Below are 16,181 nucleotides of genomic sequence, written 5' to 3' on the forward strand. Positions count from 1 at the left end.
GTCCGCGCAGGTAGTCGCGGTGCCGAATGTGTGCGACAGCTGTGCGCTCACTTCGTGACCGCGCCGTTATGTGACGAAGGTCACATGTTTAGCTGGAAGGCATGTGGCGGGGTAATCGTTTGACGCATCAGCGTGCGCGTCGGCCCGACCACAGCGCGAAAATCAGCGCGAGCAGGAAGCCGGCGGGTGCCAGCATCGCCAGGCCGTACAGCCACAACCCCGGATCGCTGTCGGACACGATCGGCGTCACGAAGATCGCGATCACCGCGAGAATTCCGATCCCGAACAGGACAAGTGCCGCGTGCAGCAGGCGATCGCCGGAGCGTCGCGGACCGGGCGAAGCCGGATCTGGTGAATTCGTCACCGGTGAACCGTAAAACTGATGTGCTCGCGTTATAGCCACCGGGGTAGACTCGCACCACATCGCGTCCCGCCTTGTTGGGGGGCGCGTTCTTTTCGCGACAAGCAAAATTGTGTAACCCGGGCCACAAGGGTTCGGGTGCCGAATGATGAACGGGTGAGCGCAGTGCCGACCGGCCGGGTGAAGTGGTACGACGTCGAGAAGGGCTTCGGCTTCCTGTCTCAAGACGAGGGCGAGGACGTCTATGTGCGCTCGTCCGCGCTGCCCGAGGGCGTCGAGGGCCTCAAGCCCGGACAGCGTGTCGAATTCGGCATGGCCGCCGGTCGCCGTGGCCCGCAGGCGCTCAGCGTGACGGTGCTGGAGGCGCCGCCGACTGTTGTGCGCGACCGCGACCGTGGGCACACGCCCGCGCGCAAGGACGCCGGGCCGCGCAAGTCGCCCGATGAACTGCACGGCCTGGTCGAGGACATGATCACGCTGCTCGAGAGCACTGTGCAGCCGGATCTGCGGCGCGGAAAGTACCCGGACCGCAAGATGTCCCAGCGTATTTCCGAGGTTGTGCGGGCCGTGGCTCGCGAACTCGATCACTGAGTTTCGACAAGACCGGCCCCGAACGAATTCGTTCGGGGCCGGTTTTCGTTTTCATGGCTCAGGACTCGCGAGGCGCCGGCTCCGGGGTGACGATCGACCACGCGGCGTGCGGGACATAGGTTTCGCGGCCGGTGGCGATATCGCGGGCCAGGATCGGCAGCTGTACCTCGATGCCGATCAGGCGCAGGTCGGGTTCGGGCTGCGACTCGATGGTGAGGGCCCTTGCGCGCTCGGGGTAATCGGCGAAGCTGAGGACCCGGTCCAGCTGTTCGCCGCTGGGGCGCTGGTAGATCAGCTGGATGAGCCAGGGTGATTCGGAGACCGCGTCGGGCAGCGAGAGCTGCACCGGTGCACCGGCGGGGACCTCCAGCGGCGCGGTCTCGCCGTACCGGCATTCCTCCATCCGCACCGTGCAGTACATGAACGGGTCGACGGTGATCGTCGTGCCGTTCGCGTACGCGGTGAGCTGCGGGTTGTGCGCGGGCGCCTTCGATACCGCCACCCCCACCCACACCGCGGTCACCGCGACGACAGCGAACAGTCCGGCCGCGACCAGCGCGACGATCGTTCGAGCGTTGAGCTTGCTCACCAGGTGGGGTCTCCTGTCCCTCTCGGATGGGTGCTTGGCACTTCCTGCTCGACGTGCTGGGGGCGATTGCCGCCCAGACCCGGCAGCAGCGAGTGCCCGGTGTAGCTGACGAAAGTCTGCAACAGTCCGGCCAGCAGGATCACGCTGATCAACGCGAAACCCTTCCAGTACTCCGTCGGCATCAGCACACCGGCCGCCCCGCCGATGACCCAGCTCAGTTGCAGCACGGTCTCCGAGCGGCCGAAGCCGGACGCGATCGACTCCGGGGGCAGGTCGTCCTGGATGGCGGCGTCGAGGGATACCTTCGCGAGCGCGCTGGCCGCCGAGGCCACCAGCGCGGCCACCGCCGCGCCGAACAGGTTTCCGGTGAACGCCGCGAACAGCGCGACCACCGCGCACGCGCCGGTGCAGCCGAGTACCACCGGCGACGGCCTGCCCAGTTGCAGTCGGGCGCCGGTCGCGTTGCCGCCGAAGTTGCCGATGCCCGCCGCCGCGCCGACCAGACCGAGCATCGCCGCCTGTTCGGTGGGACTGCCGCCCGAACCCTTGGCGACGAAGGCGATGTAGAAGGTGAGGAAGCCGGTGAGCACGCGAATCGAACTGTTGCCCCATAGGCCGGTGACCACGGCGCGGCCGAGTGGCTGACGCCGTTTCCGCGGCGGCACCGAGGATTCCTGGCCGCGTTCGATGACCTCGGTATGGGCGTCGGGGCCGTGATAGGTCAGCGTCGCGGGGACCTCGCCCTCGGTCACCTCGACCCAGCGCGGGATGCGCAAGCTGAGATACGCGCCCGCGATGGCGATGCCGATGGCGAAGATCAGCGCGCCGGTGGAACCGGCGATCAGGGCGGCGAGTGCGGCCAGCGCGCCCGCGCCGATGGTGCCGCCGACCAGCCCGAAGACGGTCAGCCGGGAATTGGTGCGCACCAGGTCGATATCCGGTGGCAGCACGCGCGGAGTCACCGCGCTCTTGAGGACCGCGAAGGATTTCGAGCCGACCATCATGCACAGGGCAAGGGGATACAGGCCCCAGGTGTCGATATTGAAGATCAACAGCAGCGCGAAACCCACACGCAGGGCGAAGGTCGTCGCCAGCGCCAGCCTGCGACCGCGTTGCAGCCGGTCGAGCAGCGGGCCGATCAGGGGCGCGATCAGCGCGAACGGGGCGATGGTGATCAGCAGGTACAGGGCCACCTTGGTCTTGGATTCGGCGGTGGCGCTGGCGAAGAACAGGGTGTTGGCCAGGGCCACGGCGATCGCGGCGTCGAGCGCGAAGTTCGCCATGGTGGCGTAGGTGAGCGCGGTCAGGCCGGACTGATCGGCGCCGTCGGCCTTGGCGGCGCGCTGGAAGGTGGCGATGCCGCGTTCGGTGAGTTCACGGCTGCGCATGGCGGCTACCCGGGTGACGGTGAGTTTGCGGGGGACGCGCTGGTTGACCGGGTCGTCGGCGCCCTCGTCGCGAGGGAAGGGGCGGGTGCCTTCGGGACCGAGGTCGTCGCGGCCTGGAACCGGATACTCATCGCGAGGTGGTGCGGGCTCGTCGCGCGGCGGGATCGGTCGGCGTTTCGGATGCTCGTCGCGAGGGTCCGGTGGGCGCCTGGCCTGCCCCGCGTTCGGCACCGGGGTGGTCGGCGCGGCGGGATCGACGGGGCGGTTGCGGTGGAACAGGCTTTTCGACCGGACTGTCGGCGGCTCGGCGGGCAGCGGCCGTTCGGGCCGGGGGAAGACCTTGCGCGGCGCGCGCGGCGGGTACTGGCCGTAGCCGGGGTGCGGATCGGCGGCGGTACCGTCCCGGCGACCACGGTCGGGACCGGATGGATCGCGGGGCGTCGTCACAAGTCCAATTCTGTCGCACTCGGGCTGTGCGTGTTCACTCGCGCCGCGGCAATGTCGGCCACACCCTGTTATTTCCCGACGAACCGCACTTCGAAAATGCGCGGCCAGTACTTTCCGGTCAGCAGGAACCGATCGGTGCCGGGCAGGTGAGCGATGCCGTTGAGCACATCGGCGCCCGCTCGTTCGGCGGGCGTGAGCAGCCCGCCCGCCTCGATGACGGCGAGAATCCGGCCGGTCTGGGGATCGATGTGCAGTATTTCGTCCGTCGGGTAGTTGTTCGCGTAGACCGTGCCGTCTTCGGCGCAGTCGAGCTCGTTCGGCTTCGGATCGCCGTAGCCGGACAGGGTCACCGAACCGGTCTGCGCGAAGGTCACCGGGTCGCGGAAGGTGAGCGTGCCGGTGCCGTCGCTCATCACCAGCCGGTGTGGCTGCGCGCACAAACCCCAGCCCTCACCCGCGTAGTCGGCGCGACCGGTTTCGGCGAGGGTCACCGGGTCGCGGGCGATGGCGAAGCCGTCCTTCCAGGTCAGCTGCCAGACGATCGCGCCCGCCCTGGTCATGCCCTCGCCGAACACCCGGCCAGGCAGGTCGACACGAGCGGTTTCGGCGCCCGTGCGCTGGTCGGCGGCCCGCGCGGTCGACACGCCCCACATTCCGGTGCTCTCGTAGCGGACGCCGTCGACCACTTCCAGGCCCTGGGTGAAGGCCTTCGGATCGTGCGGTGACGAGCCGATCACCTCGACTCGCAAGCGCGGCGGTCCGGGCTCGCCGGGTCCGCCACAAGCCCCCGCGCCGAGCACACTGACCAGCACTGCGACGGCCAACGAACTGCGATTGCACTTCATACGGCAAAATGTATGCCGTGAGCGCAGTATCTGTTTCGGAGTCCGGCGTGCGTCCCGTTCTGGCCGACGCGGCCGAGGTCGCACGTCGTGCGCTCGTCGCGTTGGAACCCGACGGGGTAGGAGTCCATCTGGGGGTGAGCGCCGAGGACGACACCGCGGCCACCCACCGGTTCGAGGCGACCCTGCCCGGCTACCGCGGCTGGCAGTGGGCCGTCGTCGTCGCCGCGCCCCCCGGCGCCGACCACGCGACGGTCAGCGAGTCGGCGTTGCTGCCTGCCCTCGACGCCCTGATCGCCCCCGATTTCATCCCGTGGGACCAGCGGGTCCGCCCCGGCGACCTCGGCCCCGGCGACCTGCTCGCCGCGCCCACCGACGACCCCCGCCTCGTCCCCGGCTACGTGGCCACGGGCGATCCGGTGATCGACGAGGTGGCCCGCGAGGTCGGCCTCGGCCGCGTGCAGGTGCTCAGCGTCGAAGGCCGCGCCGATGCCGCCGAGCGCTGGTTCACCGAGTTCGGTCCCGACACCGAAATGGCCAAGGCCGCCCCGTCGACCTGTGGTTTGTGCGGCTTCTACCTGCCGTTGGCCGGCGCCCTGCGCGAGTCCTTCGGCGTCTGCGGCAATGCGATGGGCGCCGACGGGCACGTTGTCCACGTCGCCTACGGCTGCGGCGCGCACTCCGACGTGGTCGCCCCCAGCGGCAACGGTTCGCCCCTGTACGAGGCCTTCGACGACCACGCGGTGGATTTCGTCGAGATCGTCCGGCCCGCGGTCGAGGAGGCGATCGACAAGGCCGCACCCGCCGACGACCAGGCACCGGTGGTCGACGATGCCGCGGCTGAGCACGCCGACCCCGCCACGGTGGTCGTGGAGGTCGTCGCCGAGACGACCACCGACCCGGCGATCGAGGTCGTCGAGGTCACCGCTGAAACGATCGCCGACCCGGCCACCTCGGCCTCCGAGTCCGCGACCGAGCAGAGTTCCGCTGACACGTTGACCGAGGTCGGCGTGGCCGCGGCAGAGCAGGCGGGCGATCAGCAGGAGACCGCCGAGGCGGAAGCAGTCGCCGCGGTGGCGGCCGAGCGTTCGGCGCTCGCCGAGGGTGCGCTGCCGGAGTCGGCCGAAGAGGTCGTCACGGCCGAGATCGCGCCGGTTGCCGAGGTTACCGCTGAGGCTGTCGCGACCGACCGCGCCATCGATGCCGCGCCTGACGCCGACGTCGAGCCGGCTGCTGGGGTCGAGCCGACCGCCGAGGTCGAGCCGACTGTAGAGGTCGAGCCGACTGCAGAAGTCGAGCCGACCGCTGAGGTCGAGCCGACTGCAGAAGTCGAGCCGACCGCTGACAACGAGCCGACCGCCGACGCCGAGCCGACCGCTGAGGTCGTGGCGGACGCCGACGCTGCTTCGGGCATGGCGGAGACCGCCACGGTCAGCGAGCAGGCGGACGTGAGTGCCGATGCGCCCACGGAAGGCGATGCCGCGGAGTCCGCTGGTGTCAGTGAGCACGGATCGTCGGTGTCGCGCTGAACGGAGCGGGGGACCCGTTCGGTACCGCGCAGCTGCGGGCCGGAGCACTCGCGGCGTGGCGGGATTCGCCGACGCGGTTGCGGGAGGACAGTGCCAGTGAGGCGGATCTGGTGGCCGCGGGCTACCGGGATCGGTTGCTCACCGAGCTCGCGCAGAACGCGGCCGACGCCGCGGCGAAGGCCGGTGTCGAGGGTGCGCTGATCGTGCGGGTGCTCGACGGGCGCTTGCACGTCGCGAATACCGGTGCGCCACTGAGTGTTTCCGGTGTGCACGCGTTGACGGCACTGCGTGCCTCCGGAAAGGCCGACACCACGCAGGTCGGCCGCTTCGGTGTCGGCTTCACCGCGGTGCGCGCCGTCGGCGACGAGATCGAGATCCGCTCCACGACCGGATCCATCCGCTTCTCCCGCATGGCGACGCTGAACGCCCTGCACGACACCGGCATAGGCGTCCCCGAAGACCTGGCCGCGATCGCACCCCCGGTCCTGCGACTGGCCTGGCCGGTGCCGACCACCCCGCTCGCGGGCACCGACACCGAGATCGTCGTCCACCTCCGCGACGACATCGACCCCGAAGCACTCCTCGACGCCATGCGCGCCGAGGCCCCCGACCTCCTGATGGAACTGCCTGCCCTACAGCGCATCCGAATCGAAAACGACGAATTCACCAGCGCGATAACCATCCTCGCCACCAACCCGCAACCCGCTGAAGCCGCGGCCGATGAGACCGGCACCTTGTCCCAGCTGGTAATCGCCCTCCCTTCCGGAGCACGCCGAACGTGGTGGCAGTACCGCACGCCCAGGGCCCGCTGGCTACTCCCGCTTCGAGACGGCCGCCCCACCGCCACCGCCCCGGACATCCTGCGCGCCCCCACCCGCTCCGACGAGGAACTCTCCCTCCCCGCGATCCTGGTCGCCGACATCCCCATGCAACCCGATCGCCGCCGCCTCCTCCCCGGCGCCCGCCTCACCGAATTGGCAACGGGTTACGCGGATTTCGCCCGTGCGCTCCCGCCCCGAGACCGCCTCGTCCTGGTCCCCACCCCCGGCTTCGCCCGCAGCGAGGCCGACGCGATCCTCCGCGAAGCCCTGATCACCGAGCTTCGCACCAACCCCTGGCTCCCGGTCTGTGCCACTCGCAACACCGAACCAGCAGACGCGTTCGACCCCATGGAACCCACACCGGGCGATGGACCCGGCGCGACTGACGAATCGGCAGTGCCCGGCGGCGACACACACGGCCTCGCCGCCCCCGTCGGTCCCGGTGAATCCGCGCCGGTCGCAGACCTCATGGATCTCCTCGCAGCCGACGAATCCGAATCGGCCGGTAGCGACACCCACGCCACGACATTCGGGCTGGGTGAATCCGCGCCGTACGGCGACCCTTTCGCGTCGGCGGAGTCGGCCACCTACGGGCAGGCCGGAGCGGACTTGCCATGTAGCACGCCGACCCGGGCGAGCGTATTTCCCGATCTCACACCGGAATTGGCGGCGATTCTGGCCGAGATCACCGGGCCACTGGTGATTCCGGAGCTGTCCGGCCGCGCCGGTCAGGACAAGCTGGCGGTCCTCGATGTCCATCGGCTCGGGCCCGCTGCCCTGGCCGACCTGTCGAGCGGACTGGAACGCGAACCACGGTGGTGGCGGCGGTTCTACGCCACCCTGGAACCGTTCGTTGTCGACACCAGGACCGCCGAGGAATTCGGCGCGCTGGCCGTGCCGCTGACCGACGGGCGGTTGGTCACCGGGCCGCGGACCGTGGTGCTCGATGATCAGCTCACCGTGGCGGTGCCGGTGCACTGGGCTCGCCTGGTCCACCCGGACGCCACCCACCCGCTCCTCGGTCGGCTGGGGGCCCGCAGCGCGAGTTCGGACGACCTGCTCACCGATCCAGCCCTGCGCGACCTGCTCGAGCACGATCCGGCCGACCCGGACACCGTCGCCGCCGTCCTCCAGCTGGCACCTTTCGCCTCCGCCGACTCGCTGCCGGACTGGCTCGGCCTCCTCGAACTGCCCGACGACACCGGCGAACTCCGCCCGGCCGACGAACTCCTGCTCCCCGGAGCCCCGCTGGCCGACATCCTGGCCGCGGACTCACCCTTCGGCACCATCGCCGACACCGCGGTCGCCGAATACGGCGAGCAAGCCTTGCGAGCGATCGGTGTCGGCTGGGGTTTCGCGATCCTCACCGATCCGGAGCCGATCGGGCCCGACCACGACCTCGACGACGAACAGTCCTGGTGGAACAGCCTTTCCGACGATCCACGCGAGCTCACAGCGGTCCGCGATCTGGACCTGGTCGACGAAGACCGCTGGCCGCAAGCCTTGCGCCACTTGCTGTCCGAGCCACGCACCCGCGCGCTGCTCGCCGATCGCGACGGCTACACCACCTGGTGGCTGCACCGTCACGCCCACATCGACGGCATTCCGCTGGGCAGGCTCCACCATCCCGACGACAACGAATTCGCCGGGCTCCTACCGGTTTTCGCGGCGATCGGCATCGAGGGCACCGACCTCGACACCTTGCGTCCCGTTCTCGTGCGCCCCGACGTCATGTCCGCCGCGCTGGCCGAGGAACTCCTCGACGCACTGGCCGATCCGTCGAAAACCCCTGCCCCCGAGATGATCGCCCGAACCAATGCCCGCCTGGCCGCCGCGGTCGCGGCAGGCGTTCTCGACCCGCGCGAACTCGATCTCCCCGAGCAGGTCCGCGCTTTGTCCGGCGATGTCGTCGACGTGAGCACCGTCATGGTCCTCGACCAGCCCTGTTTCGGTCTGGTCGTCCCCCCGGCGCGCCTCGTCGTCGGCGACACGGCACACGCCGAGGCACTGGCCACCCTGCTGGACCTACCGCTGGTCTCGGAGGAGATCAGCGCCGAGGTGCTCGGCACCGGCCGCCGAAGCACCTGGGCCGCGGAACCGCTGGGTGTGGTGCTGCGCCAGCTGTGGTCCCCGCAGGACGTCACCGGCGAACTGGTCGTGCACGAGACCCTCGAAGTGCATCTGCGCGGTGCGATCTCGGGCACCGTCCACGTGCCGTGGTGGTGCGAAGGCGACGTCGTCCACGTGCAGGTGCCGCGAGGCTAGTCCGAAAGCGCGGTGAGAGGCGCCGCGCGGACCTATGCCGCGTGGGCGGTGATCATCTCGGCGAGCAGGTCGAGCTGAGCCTGCACGGACTCACTGTCGTCATCGACCAGCCACCGCAGCACAATCCCGTCGATCACATTGAGCACGAACCGGCTCAGCGTCGTCACCGGCGTGTTCCACTGCGTTTCGGTCACCTCGCGGCAATGATCGATCACATCGGCGATGGTGCTGTCGTTGAACCCGTACTGCTCGCGCGCGATCGCCAGCTTGGCCGGCGTCGACTCACCCTCGCGCAACGCGTAGGTGGTGGTCTCGTAGGTCAGCAACTGCCGTTCGGGAGTGGCTTCGATGTTGCGCCACATCAGTTCCAAAGCGCGGCGCACCAATTTCTGAAGCGCTTCTATTCCTGTTCCGGCGTCTTCCCATGTCGATTCATCGGCCTCGACGGAATCTCGCAATTCCATTGACAGCGCTTTGACCAGCTCGGTCATCAGCGCGTCCTTGTTTTCGAAACAGTAATGCACCACACCTAGCGAGACGCCCGCCGCTTGGGCGACATCACGCGTGGTCACGCCCGCCACGCCCTTTTTCTCGGCGAGACCGATCGCTGCCTCGATCAGGTGGGCTCGTCGTTCTTCGACGCTCAATCGGGAGGACACTGTGCGAGTTAAGCGCTCACGCCACGAACAGTCAATTCGCCGGTCCGCCAGAAAATCCTGGACATTTGACCAGTTGATGTGGTTGTCTCCGACATGGAAGTCGCGAAGGAGTCGCCCGATGTCCCTGTCCCGCCGCACGATGCTCGCTGCCTCGGCACTGAGTGCCACAGCGCTGCCCGTCATCTCGAGTATGGGAATGCCGGTGGCGCATGCGAATCCGGATGGATTCGAATTCGGGCTCGGTATCGCCGACCTCACGGGCCCGGCCGCGGAATGCGGGATGATGGGCTACTCCCAACTCGAACAGACCACAGCGGGAATTCATCTGCGCCCGCGTGCTCGTGCGTTCGTGATCGGTGCGCGCGGAAATCGGATCGCGTTCGTCGCGGTGGAGAATGGCGCGGTGTTCGGCTCGGTACACGGCGCGGTGCTGCTCGCACTCGCACGCCGTTTCGGTGATCGGTATTCCGAACGAAATGTCGTACTCACCTCCACGCACACCCACGCGAGTTGTGGTGGTTCCGCGCACGACTACGCCTACACGCTGGCGACGCTGGGATTTCAGCAACAGGTCTTCGACGCCGAGGTCGACGGGATCGTGGAGGCGATCGTCGCGGCCGACGCGGACTTCGCGCCGGGTGCCATCTCCCTCGGCCGCGCCCAGCTGCACGACGCCAGCGTGAACCGCTCGCGCGTGGCCTTCGACCGCAATCCGGCAGCCGATCGCACGGTCTTTCCCGACGCGATCGACCCTGCGGTCACCACGCTGGTGTTCGCGAGAAAAGGCCGTCAGGTCGGTGCGCTCACCTGGTTCGCCACCCACAACACCTCGATGACCAACGCGAACCGCCTGATCAGCTCCGACAACAAGGGCTACGCCAGCTACGCCGCCGAACACCTCGAACACGGCGTCCGCCACCTCGACGGCGCCGATTTCATCGCAGCGTTCGCGCAGACCAATGCCGGTGACATGTCGCCCAACCTCGAGCTCCGGCCCGGCCACGGACCGACCGACAACGAGTTCGACAACACCAGGATCCTCGGCGAACGCCAGCACAACGCGGCGAAAGAGGCCGCGGCGCAGGGCACCGTGCAGCAGGCCGAGGTCGCTTCGATGCTGTGCTACATCGACCTCGCCGCGCTCACGATCGACGGCCGCTTCACCCCCGACGGCGCCCCGCGCCGCACCTCCCCGGCCGCGGCCGGGGTCTCCCTGGCGGCGGGCAGCGTCGAGGACGGCCCCGGCCTGCCCGGCGGCCCGATCCCCGAAGGCGTGCGCAACCCGATGGTCGACTTCCTCGGCGGCATCGACCAACCGCACCCCGCGTGGCTCGCCGACGCCCAGGCCCCCAAAGCGATCTTCGCCCCGCTCGGGCTGATGCCGCCGGTGCCGTGGGTGCCGAATGTGGTGCCGATCCAGCTGATTCGCATCGGCGACCTGTATCTGGCCGCCGCGGGCGCGGAATTCACGATCGTGGCCGGGCTGCGCGTGCGGCGCGCGGTGGCGGCGGTGCTCGGCGTCGAGCTGGAACAGGTGCTGCTACAGGGCTATTCGAACAGCTACCACGAATACGTCACCACCCCTGAGGAATACGACGCGCAGCAGTACGAGGGCGCCTCGACCTTGTTCGGCCGCTACACGCTGTGTGGGTATGTGCAGGAATTCACAAGGCTGGCGGAGGCGTTCGCCTCAGGGCAGACGGTCGGGCGCGGCCCGGCACCGCGCGATGTCTCGGCGCTACAGCCGAACTTCGCCGCCGCGCCAGGGCCCGACGCGACCCCGCAGGGCCGTGGCTTCGGTGATGTCCTGATCCAGCCGTCATCGTGTGGACGCGGCGAACAGGCGGCCGTCGAATTCGTCTCGGCCCACCCGAAACACAATCCGCGCCGCGGCGACACCTTCCTGCACGTGCAGCGAAAGACCGCGGCGGGCTGGGCGCGGGTAGCCAACGAAGGCGAATGGGACGTCCGCTTCCACTGGCGTAAAGAGGGCGCCGCGGTCTCGATCGCGCGCTTCACCTGGGACATCCCCACGACGGCCGAACCCGGTGCGCACCGGTTCGTGCACTACGCCGACGCCTTGGGCGCTGACGGCACGCTGCGCCCCATCACCGGAACCAGCGACGAATTCGAGGTGACCTAGTCGGTGTCGAGCCCTACCTGAGCACCCTTGTCCCCACGCCGCGCGGAACGCCGCTGCAAGAGGAAGATCGACGAACCCAGCACGCCGACAACGAGCCCCATCAGGCACACAAGGCGGGCATCGGCCCAGCTATCGTTCATCCACACGACCACGGTCGCGATAGCCCACAGGGCGAAGCCGCCCAGCACAACAGGGCGCGGGTCGACCAGGATTCGGGGCAGTTGAGGTATCTCGGGACTGACAGGTCCGGCATCCATACCCAAACAGTAGCCGTGTGAAACCCGTCAGCACAGCCGGATTTACCGTAGAGTTCTGCACTGTGACAACGCCATCGGACGTCCGTGCCCTGGCCGGTGACCTTTCACTGGCCGTCGTGCGGCTCACGAGACACCTGCGCGGGCGCCGTACCGACGCGCAGATCTCGCTTACTCAGCTGTCGGCTCTGGCGACGCTGGCTCGTGATGGCGCGATGACGCCCGGCGCGCTGGCGGGCAAAGAACGCGTGCAACCACCGTCGATGACCCGCGTCATCGCCTCGCTTTCCGACCTGGACCTGGTCCAACGCCGCCCGCACCCGACCGATGGCAGACAGATCATCGTTTCGCTCTCGTCCGCCGGTCGCGCGCTGATCGCCGACGAGACCAATGCCCGCGAGGTATGGATGACCGGTCAGCTCGCCGGCCTGCGCCCCGAGCAGATCGCGGTGCTCGGGGAAGCCGTCGGCATCATGAACCAGATCGTCGCCGAATCGGAGTGATCAGCCCGATTGCCGCACCGCATCGGCCGACACCACGTCATGGCCGAGCGGGAACAGCGACAGTGGCACCAGCTTGAGATTCGCCCAGGCGAACGGCAGGCCGATGATCGTCACCGCGAGCGCGATGCTGGTGAACACATGGCCGAGCGCCAGCCACCAACCCGCGAACACGAACCAGATCACGTTGCCGATCAACGAGCCCGCGCCCGCGCTCGGTTTGTCGACCACCGTGCGGCCGAACGGCCAGAGCACGTACCCGGCCAGCCGTAGTGAGGCGATCCCGAACGGGATGGTGACGATCAGAATGAAACAGATCAGTGCCGCGAGTAGGTACCCCAGCGCCATCCAGAACCCGCACAGCACCACCCAGAGCACGTTCAAGATCAACTGGACAATCTTCATGCTTCCAGCATGCCAGGATTAGCCGGTGGCCGAAGTGATCGATATCGACGACCCCACCGACCCGCGCGTCGACGACTTCCGTGACCTGTCCAATGCCGACCGTAGGCCGGACCTGCCGGGCCGAAAAGGCCTGGTCATCGCCGAGGGTGTGGTGGTCGTGCAGCGGATGCTCGACTCCCGTTTCGCGCCGAGCGCCCTGCTCGGCGTCGGGAAACGCTTCGAGACACTCGCCGGCGATCTCGCCGATCGGGACCTGCCGTACTACCGCGCGAGCGCGGAGGTGATGGCGGAGGTAGTCGGCTTTCATCTCAACCGCGGGGTACTCGCCGTCGCGCCGCGTCCGGCCGAGCTCACCGTCGACGAGGTACTCGACGGTGCGCGCACGGTGGCGGTCCTGGAAGGCGTCAACGATCACGAGAACCTCGGTTCGATGTTCCGCAATGCCGCGGGGCTCGGTGCCGACGCGGTGCTGTTCGGCGATCGGTGTGCCGATCCGCTCTATCGGCGGGCGGTACGGGTATCGATGGGACATGTGCTCCGGGTGCCGTTCGCGCAATTGCCGCAGTGGCCGGAGAGCCTGGACCTTGTGCGGAACAAAGGTTTCCAGGTCATCGCGCTGACGCCGAATCCAGAAGCGGTGAATCTGGCGACGGCGATGACGGGGGAGCGGGTGGCGCTGCTGCTCGGCGCCGAAGGGCCCGGCTTGACCGAAGAAGCCATGCGCGCCACCGATGTTCGCGCCCGCATCCCGATGTCGCCCGGTACCGATTCGCTCAATGTCGCGACCGCCGCGGCGATGGCGTTCTACGAACGTGTGCGCACCTCATGAGCCAGGAATGCGAGGGACCGTATCGGGCGCAAGCGGATTCGGTGCCGTGGGCGGCGGGCGGCACCGTTGTGGTGCTGGTCGCGCTGCTCGGCGGGGTCGCGGTGTATGCCTTCGGATGCGCGCTGGCCGCGGTCAATCCACTGCTGGCGATCGCGGTGAACGTGGTGGCCGCGGTGGGGGTGGCGCCGACGGCCTGGCGGTGGCGGTTCACGCCGGTGGTGCGGTGGGTGCTGGCCGGTGCGGCCGCGGCGGTGGTGCTCGGCTGGATCGCCGTGATCATCGACGAGATCAGCTGAGGGCTCACACCACCCGATCGACACCGCGCAGCCATCCGAGTAGCCCGCGCCTACGCCGCGTCGCCGCACCGGGGCGACCCACCAGCACTTGCTTCTGTTCGGGCGCCTGGCCTTTCGGGTACAGCGTGAAACCGCAGACCGCGAGATCGCCGGGCGCGAGTCGGCCGGGAGCTGCCGGGGTCAGGTAGCGAAAGCCGAGCCATTCGGCATTGGCGGCGTCGGCGAAATCCGGCGGATCGAACGGCAGCGATTGCGGTTCGGGATGATCCTCACCCCGCCACGGCACCGGATGCTCACCCGCCCAGAACGTCCGCTCCCACACCATCGGCAGACCCTCGTTCTCGAGAATGTCCACCCTGGTGGAACTGAACGACCGCCGGAACTCGCCACGCTCCCAATGCGCGAACGCGCCCCAGTGCAGTTTCGAGTCGTAGGACACGAGATAGGTGTGCTCGGAAGCGAGCGGGCGCACCAGCAGATCGGGCAGCTTCGTCGGATGAACCAGGGCGGCCTCGGCTGTGCACACCACGGTCAACCCGGAATAGCACCCGATATAGACCTCGTCCCGATCCGGAGCGGCACAACCACTCAGCGTCCCGACCATATGCGGCCGAACATCATGGTCCGGATACAGCTGCCCGGCCAACGCGGCCGCCGCGACGGGATCGGACTCAACGCTTCCGGTCAGCACCGAGACAGGATCAGGAGTATCGACGTACCAGATCGAAGAAGCCGCAGACATCAGCCACCTCCCATCTGGTCCGCCACTCCGCGTATCAAGCCAGACCCAGTCGGAAATTCCGTCACATCGGCGGCCGACTGTCTGGTCGGTGATATGTCAGCTCGTGCCCGGTGAGTTACCCATGTACTCGCGACTGCTCGGCGTTCGTCAGTTTCCGGAGCTGCGGACGCCCAACAGGACGTCTTCCCATGACGGCATAGGTGCCTTGCCCCGCTTGGTTCGCGCGGGCTTCGGTGCGGGCTTCTCCGCGGCCGGTTCCTCGGCAGCGGGCTTGTCCTGCTGTGCCGCGGGCTGGCTCGGCGCCGCGGGAACAGCGGGTGCCGGGGCAGCAGGCTTCGGCGCTGCGGGAATCGGTGCCGTGGGGATGGGTGCGGCCGGAATCGCCGCCGTCCCACCGCCTGCCGCGACCTGACGCTGCTCGTAGTACTCGTCCACGTTCGGCGCCGGACGACTCTGCGGACGGGCGGCCGGTGCGGCGATCTGCTCGCGCGGACGCGGCTCCACCGGCGTCGGCGGTTCGATCACCGGCGAGGCGGCCGGAACCGGCGTCGGCAGGATCGTCGCCAGCCCACGCAGCGCGCGGCCGAAGTCGGGATCGATCAGGTCGTTGGCCGGATCGTCGAGACCGGACACCGAGCCGCCGTGCGCGTCGGGCTGGTAGCGCCAGTGCGCCGCGATCTCGGAGTGCCCGTGCCGCCACTGCAATTGGGCGACCCAGAAACCCTTTTCGTCTTTCCAGGCATCCCACTCGGCCTGTTCGATGGTGTGGCCGCGCTCGGCGAAGGCAGCGGTGACGATCTCGTGCAGCGTTTCCACCGAGGGACCGTCGGGGCGCACCGGGTGCGCCTTCTGCGCCAATTCGGCGGCGCGAGCACGCTCGAGCAATACGGGGTAGGCGAATCGTTCGACTTTGGATTCCGGCATCCCGGACTCTGCCGTGACCTGCTCGACGGACGCTCCAGCGCGAATACGGGCCTGGATATCGCGAGGACGCATAGTCGCCTCCGTTTCGATCTCGATCTGGCCGAATCGTGCGAGGTCGCCGCGCGCCGCCGCGCGGAGCTTGTCATCGGCGGGCAACCGGAACTTGGTACCGGACTCGGTGTCGCTGCACACGATGTGCGTGGAGTCGGGCGTCACCCCGATCACTCGAAGTTCACGCACCGTTACCTCCCTATCGCGTCGGCTACGACACCGCCCACTTTCCTAGACAGTAGTGCACATTACTTGGCCGCCGCAGCAGACACGCACGACTTAAATCGCACGCCTTGGCTGCCCAGGGGGCTAATCTGAGCGGCTCACCACACGAATTCCGCTTGTGTGCAGGCGTTTTGGTGATAGATCAACATCAAATCTCGGTACCGAGATCTGTCAAAACTCGGCGAATATTGCGAATGTGTGCACTGTGAGACAAAGAAGGGCCGGGGGGGGGGGGGGGGGCCCCACTAGAGGGCGAGCCCCCCCCCCGCGGGGGTGGGGGTGTTGAGAAAACAGAAAACCAAAAACACAACAAGCAAAGA

15 protein-coding genes and 1 pseudogene are annotated in these 16,181 nt (G+C 68.3%); 7 read left to right on the top strand and 9 right to left on the bottom strand.

The annotated features are described in order from the left end of the window. Nucleotides 1-127 precede the first annotated feature (127 nt). On the bottom strand, nucleotides 128-364 hold the full coding sequence (locus tag ACFWPX_RS34775) for a hypothetical protein (RefSeq protein ID WP_378913992.1): 237 nt from the start codon (nucleotides 362-364) through the stop codon (nucleotides 128-130). Nucleotides 365-526: 162 nt separating this feature from the next. On the opposite strand from ACFWPX_RS34775, the gene ACFWPX_RS34780 reads away from it, so the two are divergent. After that, complete coding sequence (locus ACFWPX_RS34780; RefSeq protein ID WP_378914056.1) at nucleotides 527-952, top strand: cold-shock protein; 426 nt, start codon at nucleotides 527-529, stop codon at nucleotides 950-952. Nucleotides 953-1,010: 58 nt separating this feature from the next. On the opposite strand, the gene ACFWPX_RS34785 is transcribed toward ACFWPX_RS34780, so the two are convergent. The 3 genes from ACFWPX_RS34785 to ACFWPX_RS34795 all read right to left on the bottom strand — a co-directional run bounded on the left by ACFWPX_RS34785 (nucleotide 1,011) and on the right by ACFWPX_RS34795 (nucleotide 4,221). Further along, complete coding sequence (locus ACFWPX_RS34785; protein ID WP_378913993.1) at nucleotides 1,011-1,541, bottom strand: DUF2771 domain-containing protein; 531 nt, start codon at nucleotides 1,539-1,541, stop codon at nucleotides 1,011-1,013. Further along, a complete protein-coding gene (locus ACFWPX_RS34790; RefSeq protein WP_378932705.1) occupies nucleotides 1,538-3,376 on the bottom strand; it encodes an MFS transporter in 1,839 nt (612 codons plus the stop codon). Before ACFWPX_RS34790 ends, ACFWPX_RS34785 begins: the two co-directional genes overlap by 4 nt. Nucleotides 3,377-3,444: 68 nt before the next feature. Then, the gene (locus tag ACFWPX_RS34795) at nucleotides 3,445-4,221 is read right to left on the bottom strand and encodes a glutaminyl-peptide cyclotransferase (RefSeq protein WP_378932708.1); all 777 of its coding nucleotides are present in this window, start codon (nucleotides 4,219-4,221) and stop codon (nucleotides 3,445-3,447) included. Nucleotides 4,222-4,229: 8 nt separating this feature from the next. Between ACFWPX_RS34795 and ACFWPX_RS34800 the strand changes: the two are divergent. Beyond that, nucleotides 4,230-5,222, top strand: a pseudogene (locus ACFWPX_RS34800) (DUF3027 domain-containing protein); the annotation flags it as partial. Between the two features lie 521 nt (nucleotides 5,223-5,743). Continuing rightward, nucleotides 5,744-8,833 (top strand): sacsin N-terminal ATP-binding-like domain-containing protein, encoded by a 3,090-nt coding sequence (locus ACFWPX_RS34805; RefSeq protein ID WP_378932743.1) that lies wholly within the window; start codon nucleotides 5,744-5,746, stop codon nucleotides 8,831-8,833. Nucleotides 8,834-8,865: 32 nt separating this feature from the next. Here ACFWPX_RS34805 and ACFWPX_RS34810 read toward each other — a convergent pair whose 3' ends face one another. Further along, on the bottom strand, nucleotides 8,866-9,675 hold the full coding sequence (locus ACFWPX_RS34810; protein WP_378932711.1) for a TetR/AcrR family transcriptional regulator: 810 nt from the start codon (nucleotides 9,673-9,675) through the stop codon (nucleotides 8,866-8,868). Here ACFWPX_RS34810 and ACFWPX_RS34815 point away from each other — a divergent pair. Beyond that, the gene (locus ACFWPX_RS34815) at nucleotides 9,611-11,635 is read left to right on the top strand and encodes a neutral/alkaline ceramidase (RefSeq protein WP_378932714.1); all 2,025 of its coding nucleotides are present in this window, start codon (nucleotides 9,611-9,613) and stop codon (nucleotides 11,633-11,635) included. The two genes, ACFWPX_RS34810 and ACFWPX_RS34815, sit on opposite strands and share 65 nt — an antisense overlap. Here ACFWPX_RS34815 and ACFWPX_RS34820 read toward each other — a convergent pair. Continuing rightward, the gene (locus tag ACFWPX_RS34820; RefSeq protein ID WP_378913999.1) at nucleotides 11,632-11,892 is read right to left on the bottom strand and encodes a DUF2530 domain-containing protein; all 261 of its coding nucleotides are present in this window, start codon (nucleotides 11,890-11,892) and stop codon (nucleotides 11,632-11,634) included. The two genes, ACFWPX_RS34815 and ACFWPX_RS34820, sit on opposite strands and share 4 nt — an antisense overlap. Before the next feature lie 62 nt (nucleotides 11,893-11,954). Here ACFWPX_RS34820 and ACFWPX_RS34825 point away from each other — a divergent pair, with 62 nt between their 5' ends. After that, nucleotides 11,955-12,392 carry a MarR family winged helix-turn-helix transcriptional regulator gene (locus tag ACFWPX_RS34825; protein ID WP_378914000.1) on the top strand — a complete coding sequence of 146 codons (438 nt, stop codon included), beginning with the start codon at nucleotides 11,955-11,957 and terminating at the stop codon, nucleotides 12,390-12,392. On the opposite strand, the gene ACFWPX_RS34830 is transcribed toward ACFWPX_RS34825, so the two are convergent. Beyond that, entirely contained in the window at nucleotides 12,393-12,794 is a 402-nt protein-coding gene (locus ACFWPX_RS34830) for a YccF domain-containing protein (RefSeq protein ID WP_378932719.1), read from the bottom strand. 25 nt (nucleotides 12,795-12,819) lie between these two features. On the opposite strand from ACFWPX_RS34830, the gene ACFWPX_RS34835 reads away from it, so the two are divergent. Further along, nucleotides 12,820-13,623, top strand: a complete 804-nt coding sequence (locus tag ACFWPX_RS34835) for a TrmH family RNA methyltransferase (protein ID WP_378932723.1) — start codon at nucleotides 12,820-12,822, stop codon at nucleotides 13,621-13,623. Next, nucleotides 13,620-13,919 carry a DUF2537 domain-containing protein gene (locus ACFWPX_RS34840; RefSeq protein WP_378914003.1) on the top strand — a complete coding sequence of 100 codons (300 nt, stop codon included), beginning with the start codon at nucleotides 13,620-13,622 and terminating at the stop codon, nucleotides 13,917-13,919. The genes ACFWPX_RS34835 and ACFWPX_RS34840 overlap by 4 nt, the downstream gene beginning before the upstream one ends. A 4-nt stretch (nucleotides 13,920-13,923) precedes the next feature. On the opposite strand, the gene ACFWPX_RS34845 is transcribed toward ACFWPX_RS34840, so the two are convergent. Together ACFWPX_RS34845 and sepH are read right to left on the bottom strand one after the other, a co-directional pair. Next, nucleotides 13,924-14,661, bottom strand: a complete 738-nt coding sequence (locus ACFWPX_RS34845) for a DUF6928 family protein (RefSeq protein ID WP_378932726.1) — start codon at nucleotides 14,659-14,661, stop codon at nucleotides 13,924-13,926. Between the two features lie 147 nt (nucleotides 14,662-14,808). After that, nucleotides 14,809-15,825, bottom strand: a complete 1,017-nt coding sequence (gene sepH / locus ACFWPX_RS34850) for a septation protein SepH (RefSeq protein WP_378932729.1) — start codon at nucleotides 15,823-15,825, stop codon at nucleotides 14,809-14,811. Between the last annotated feature and the right edge of the window lie 356 nt (nucleotides 15,826-16,181).

It is taken from the genome of Nocardia sp. NPDC058518, assembly GCF_042719655.1.
GTDB lineage: Bacteria > Actinomycetota > Actinomycetes > Mycobacteriales > Mycobacteriaceae > Nocardia.

What these genes read in the sequence shown, in the direction of transcription:
- ACFWPX_RS34795 (WP_378932708.1), bottom strand. Translation starts at nt 4,221, where the DNA reads ATGAAGTGCAATCGCAGTTCGTTGGCCGTCGCAGTGCTGGTCAGTGTG.
- ACFWPX_RS34815 (WP_378932714.1), top strand. Translation starts at nt 9,611, where the DNA reads ATGTCCCTGTCCCGCCGCACGATGCTCGCTGCCTCGGCACTGAGTGCC.
- ACFWPX_RS34810 (WP_378932711.1), bottom strand. Translation starts at nt 9,675, where the DNA reads ATGACGGGCAGCGCTGTGGCACTCAGTGCCGAGGCAGCGAGCATCGTG.
- ACFWPX_RS34820 (WP_378913999.1), bottom strand. Translation starts at nt 11,892, where the DNA reads ATGGATGCCGGACCTGTCAGTCCCGAGATACCTCAACTGCCCCGAATC.
- ACFWPX_RS34830 (WP_378932719.1), bottom strand. Translation starts at nt 12,794, where the DNA reads ATGAAGATTGTCCAGTTGATCTTGAACGTGCTCTGGGTGGTGCTGTGC.
- ACFWPX_RS34840 (WP_378914003.1), top strand. Translation starts at nt 13,620, where the DNA reads ATGAGCCAGGAATGCGAGGGACCGTATCGGGCGCAAGCGGATTCGGTG.
- ACFWPX_RS34845 (WP_378932726.1), bottom strand. Translation starts at nt 14,661, where the DNA reads ATGTCTGCGGCTTCTTCGATCTGGTACGTCGATACTCCTGATCCTGTC.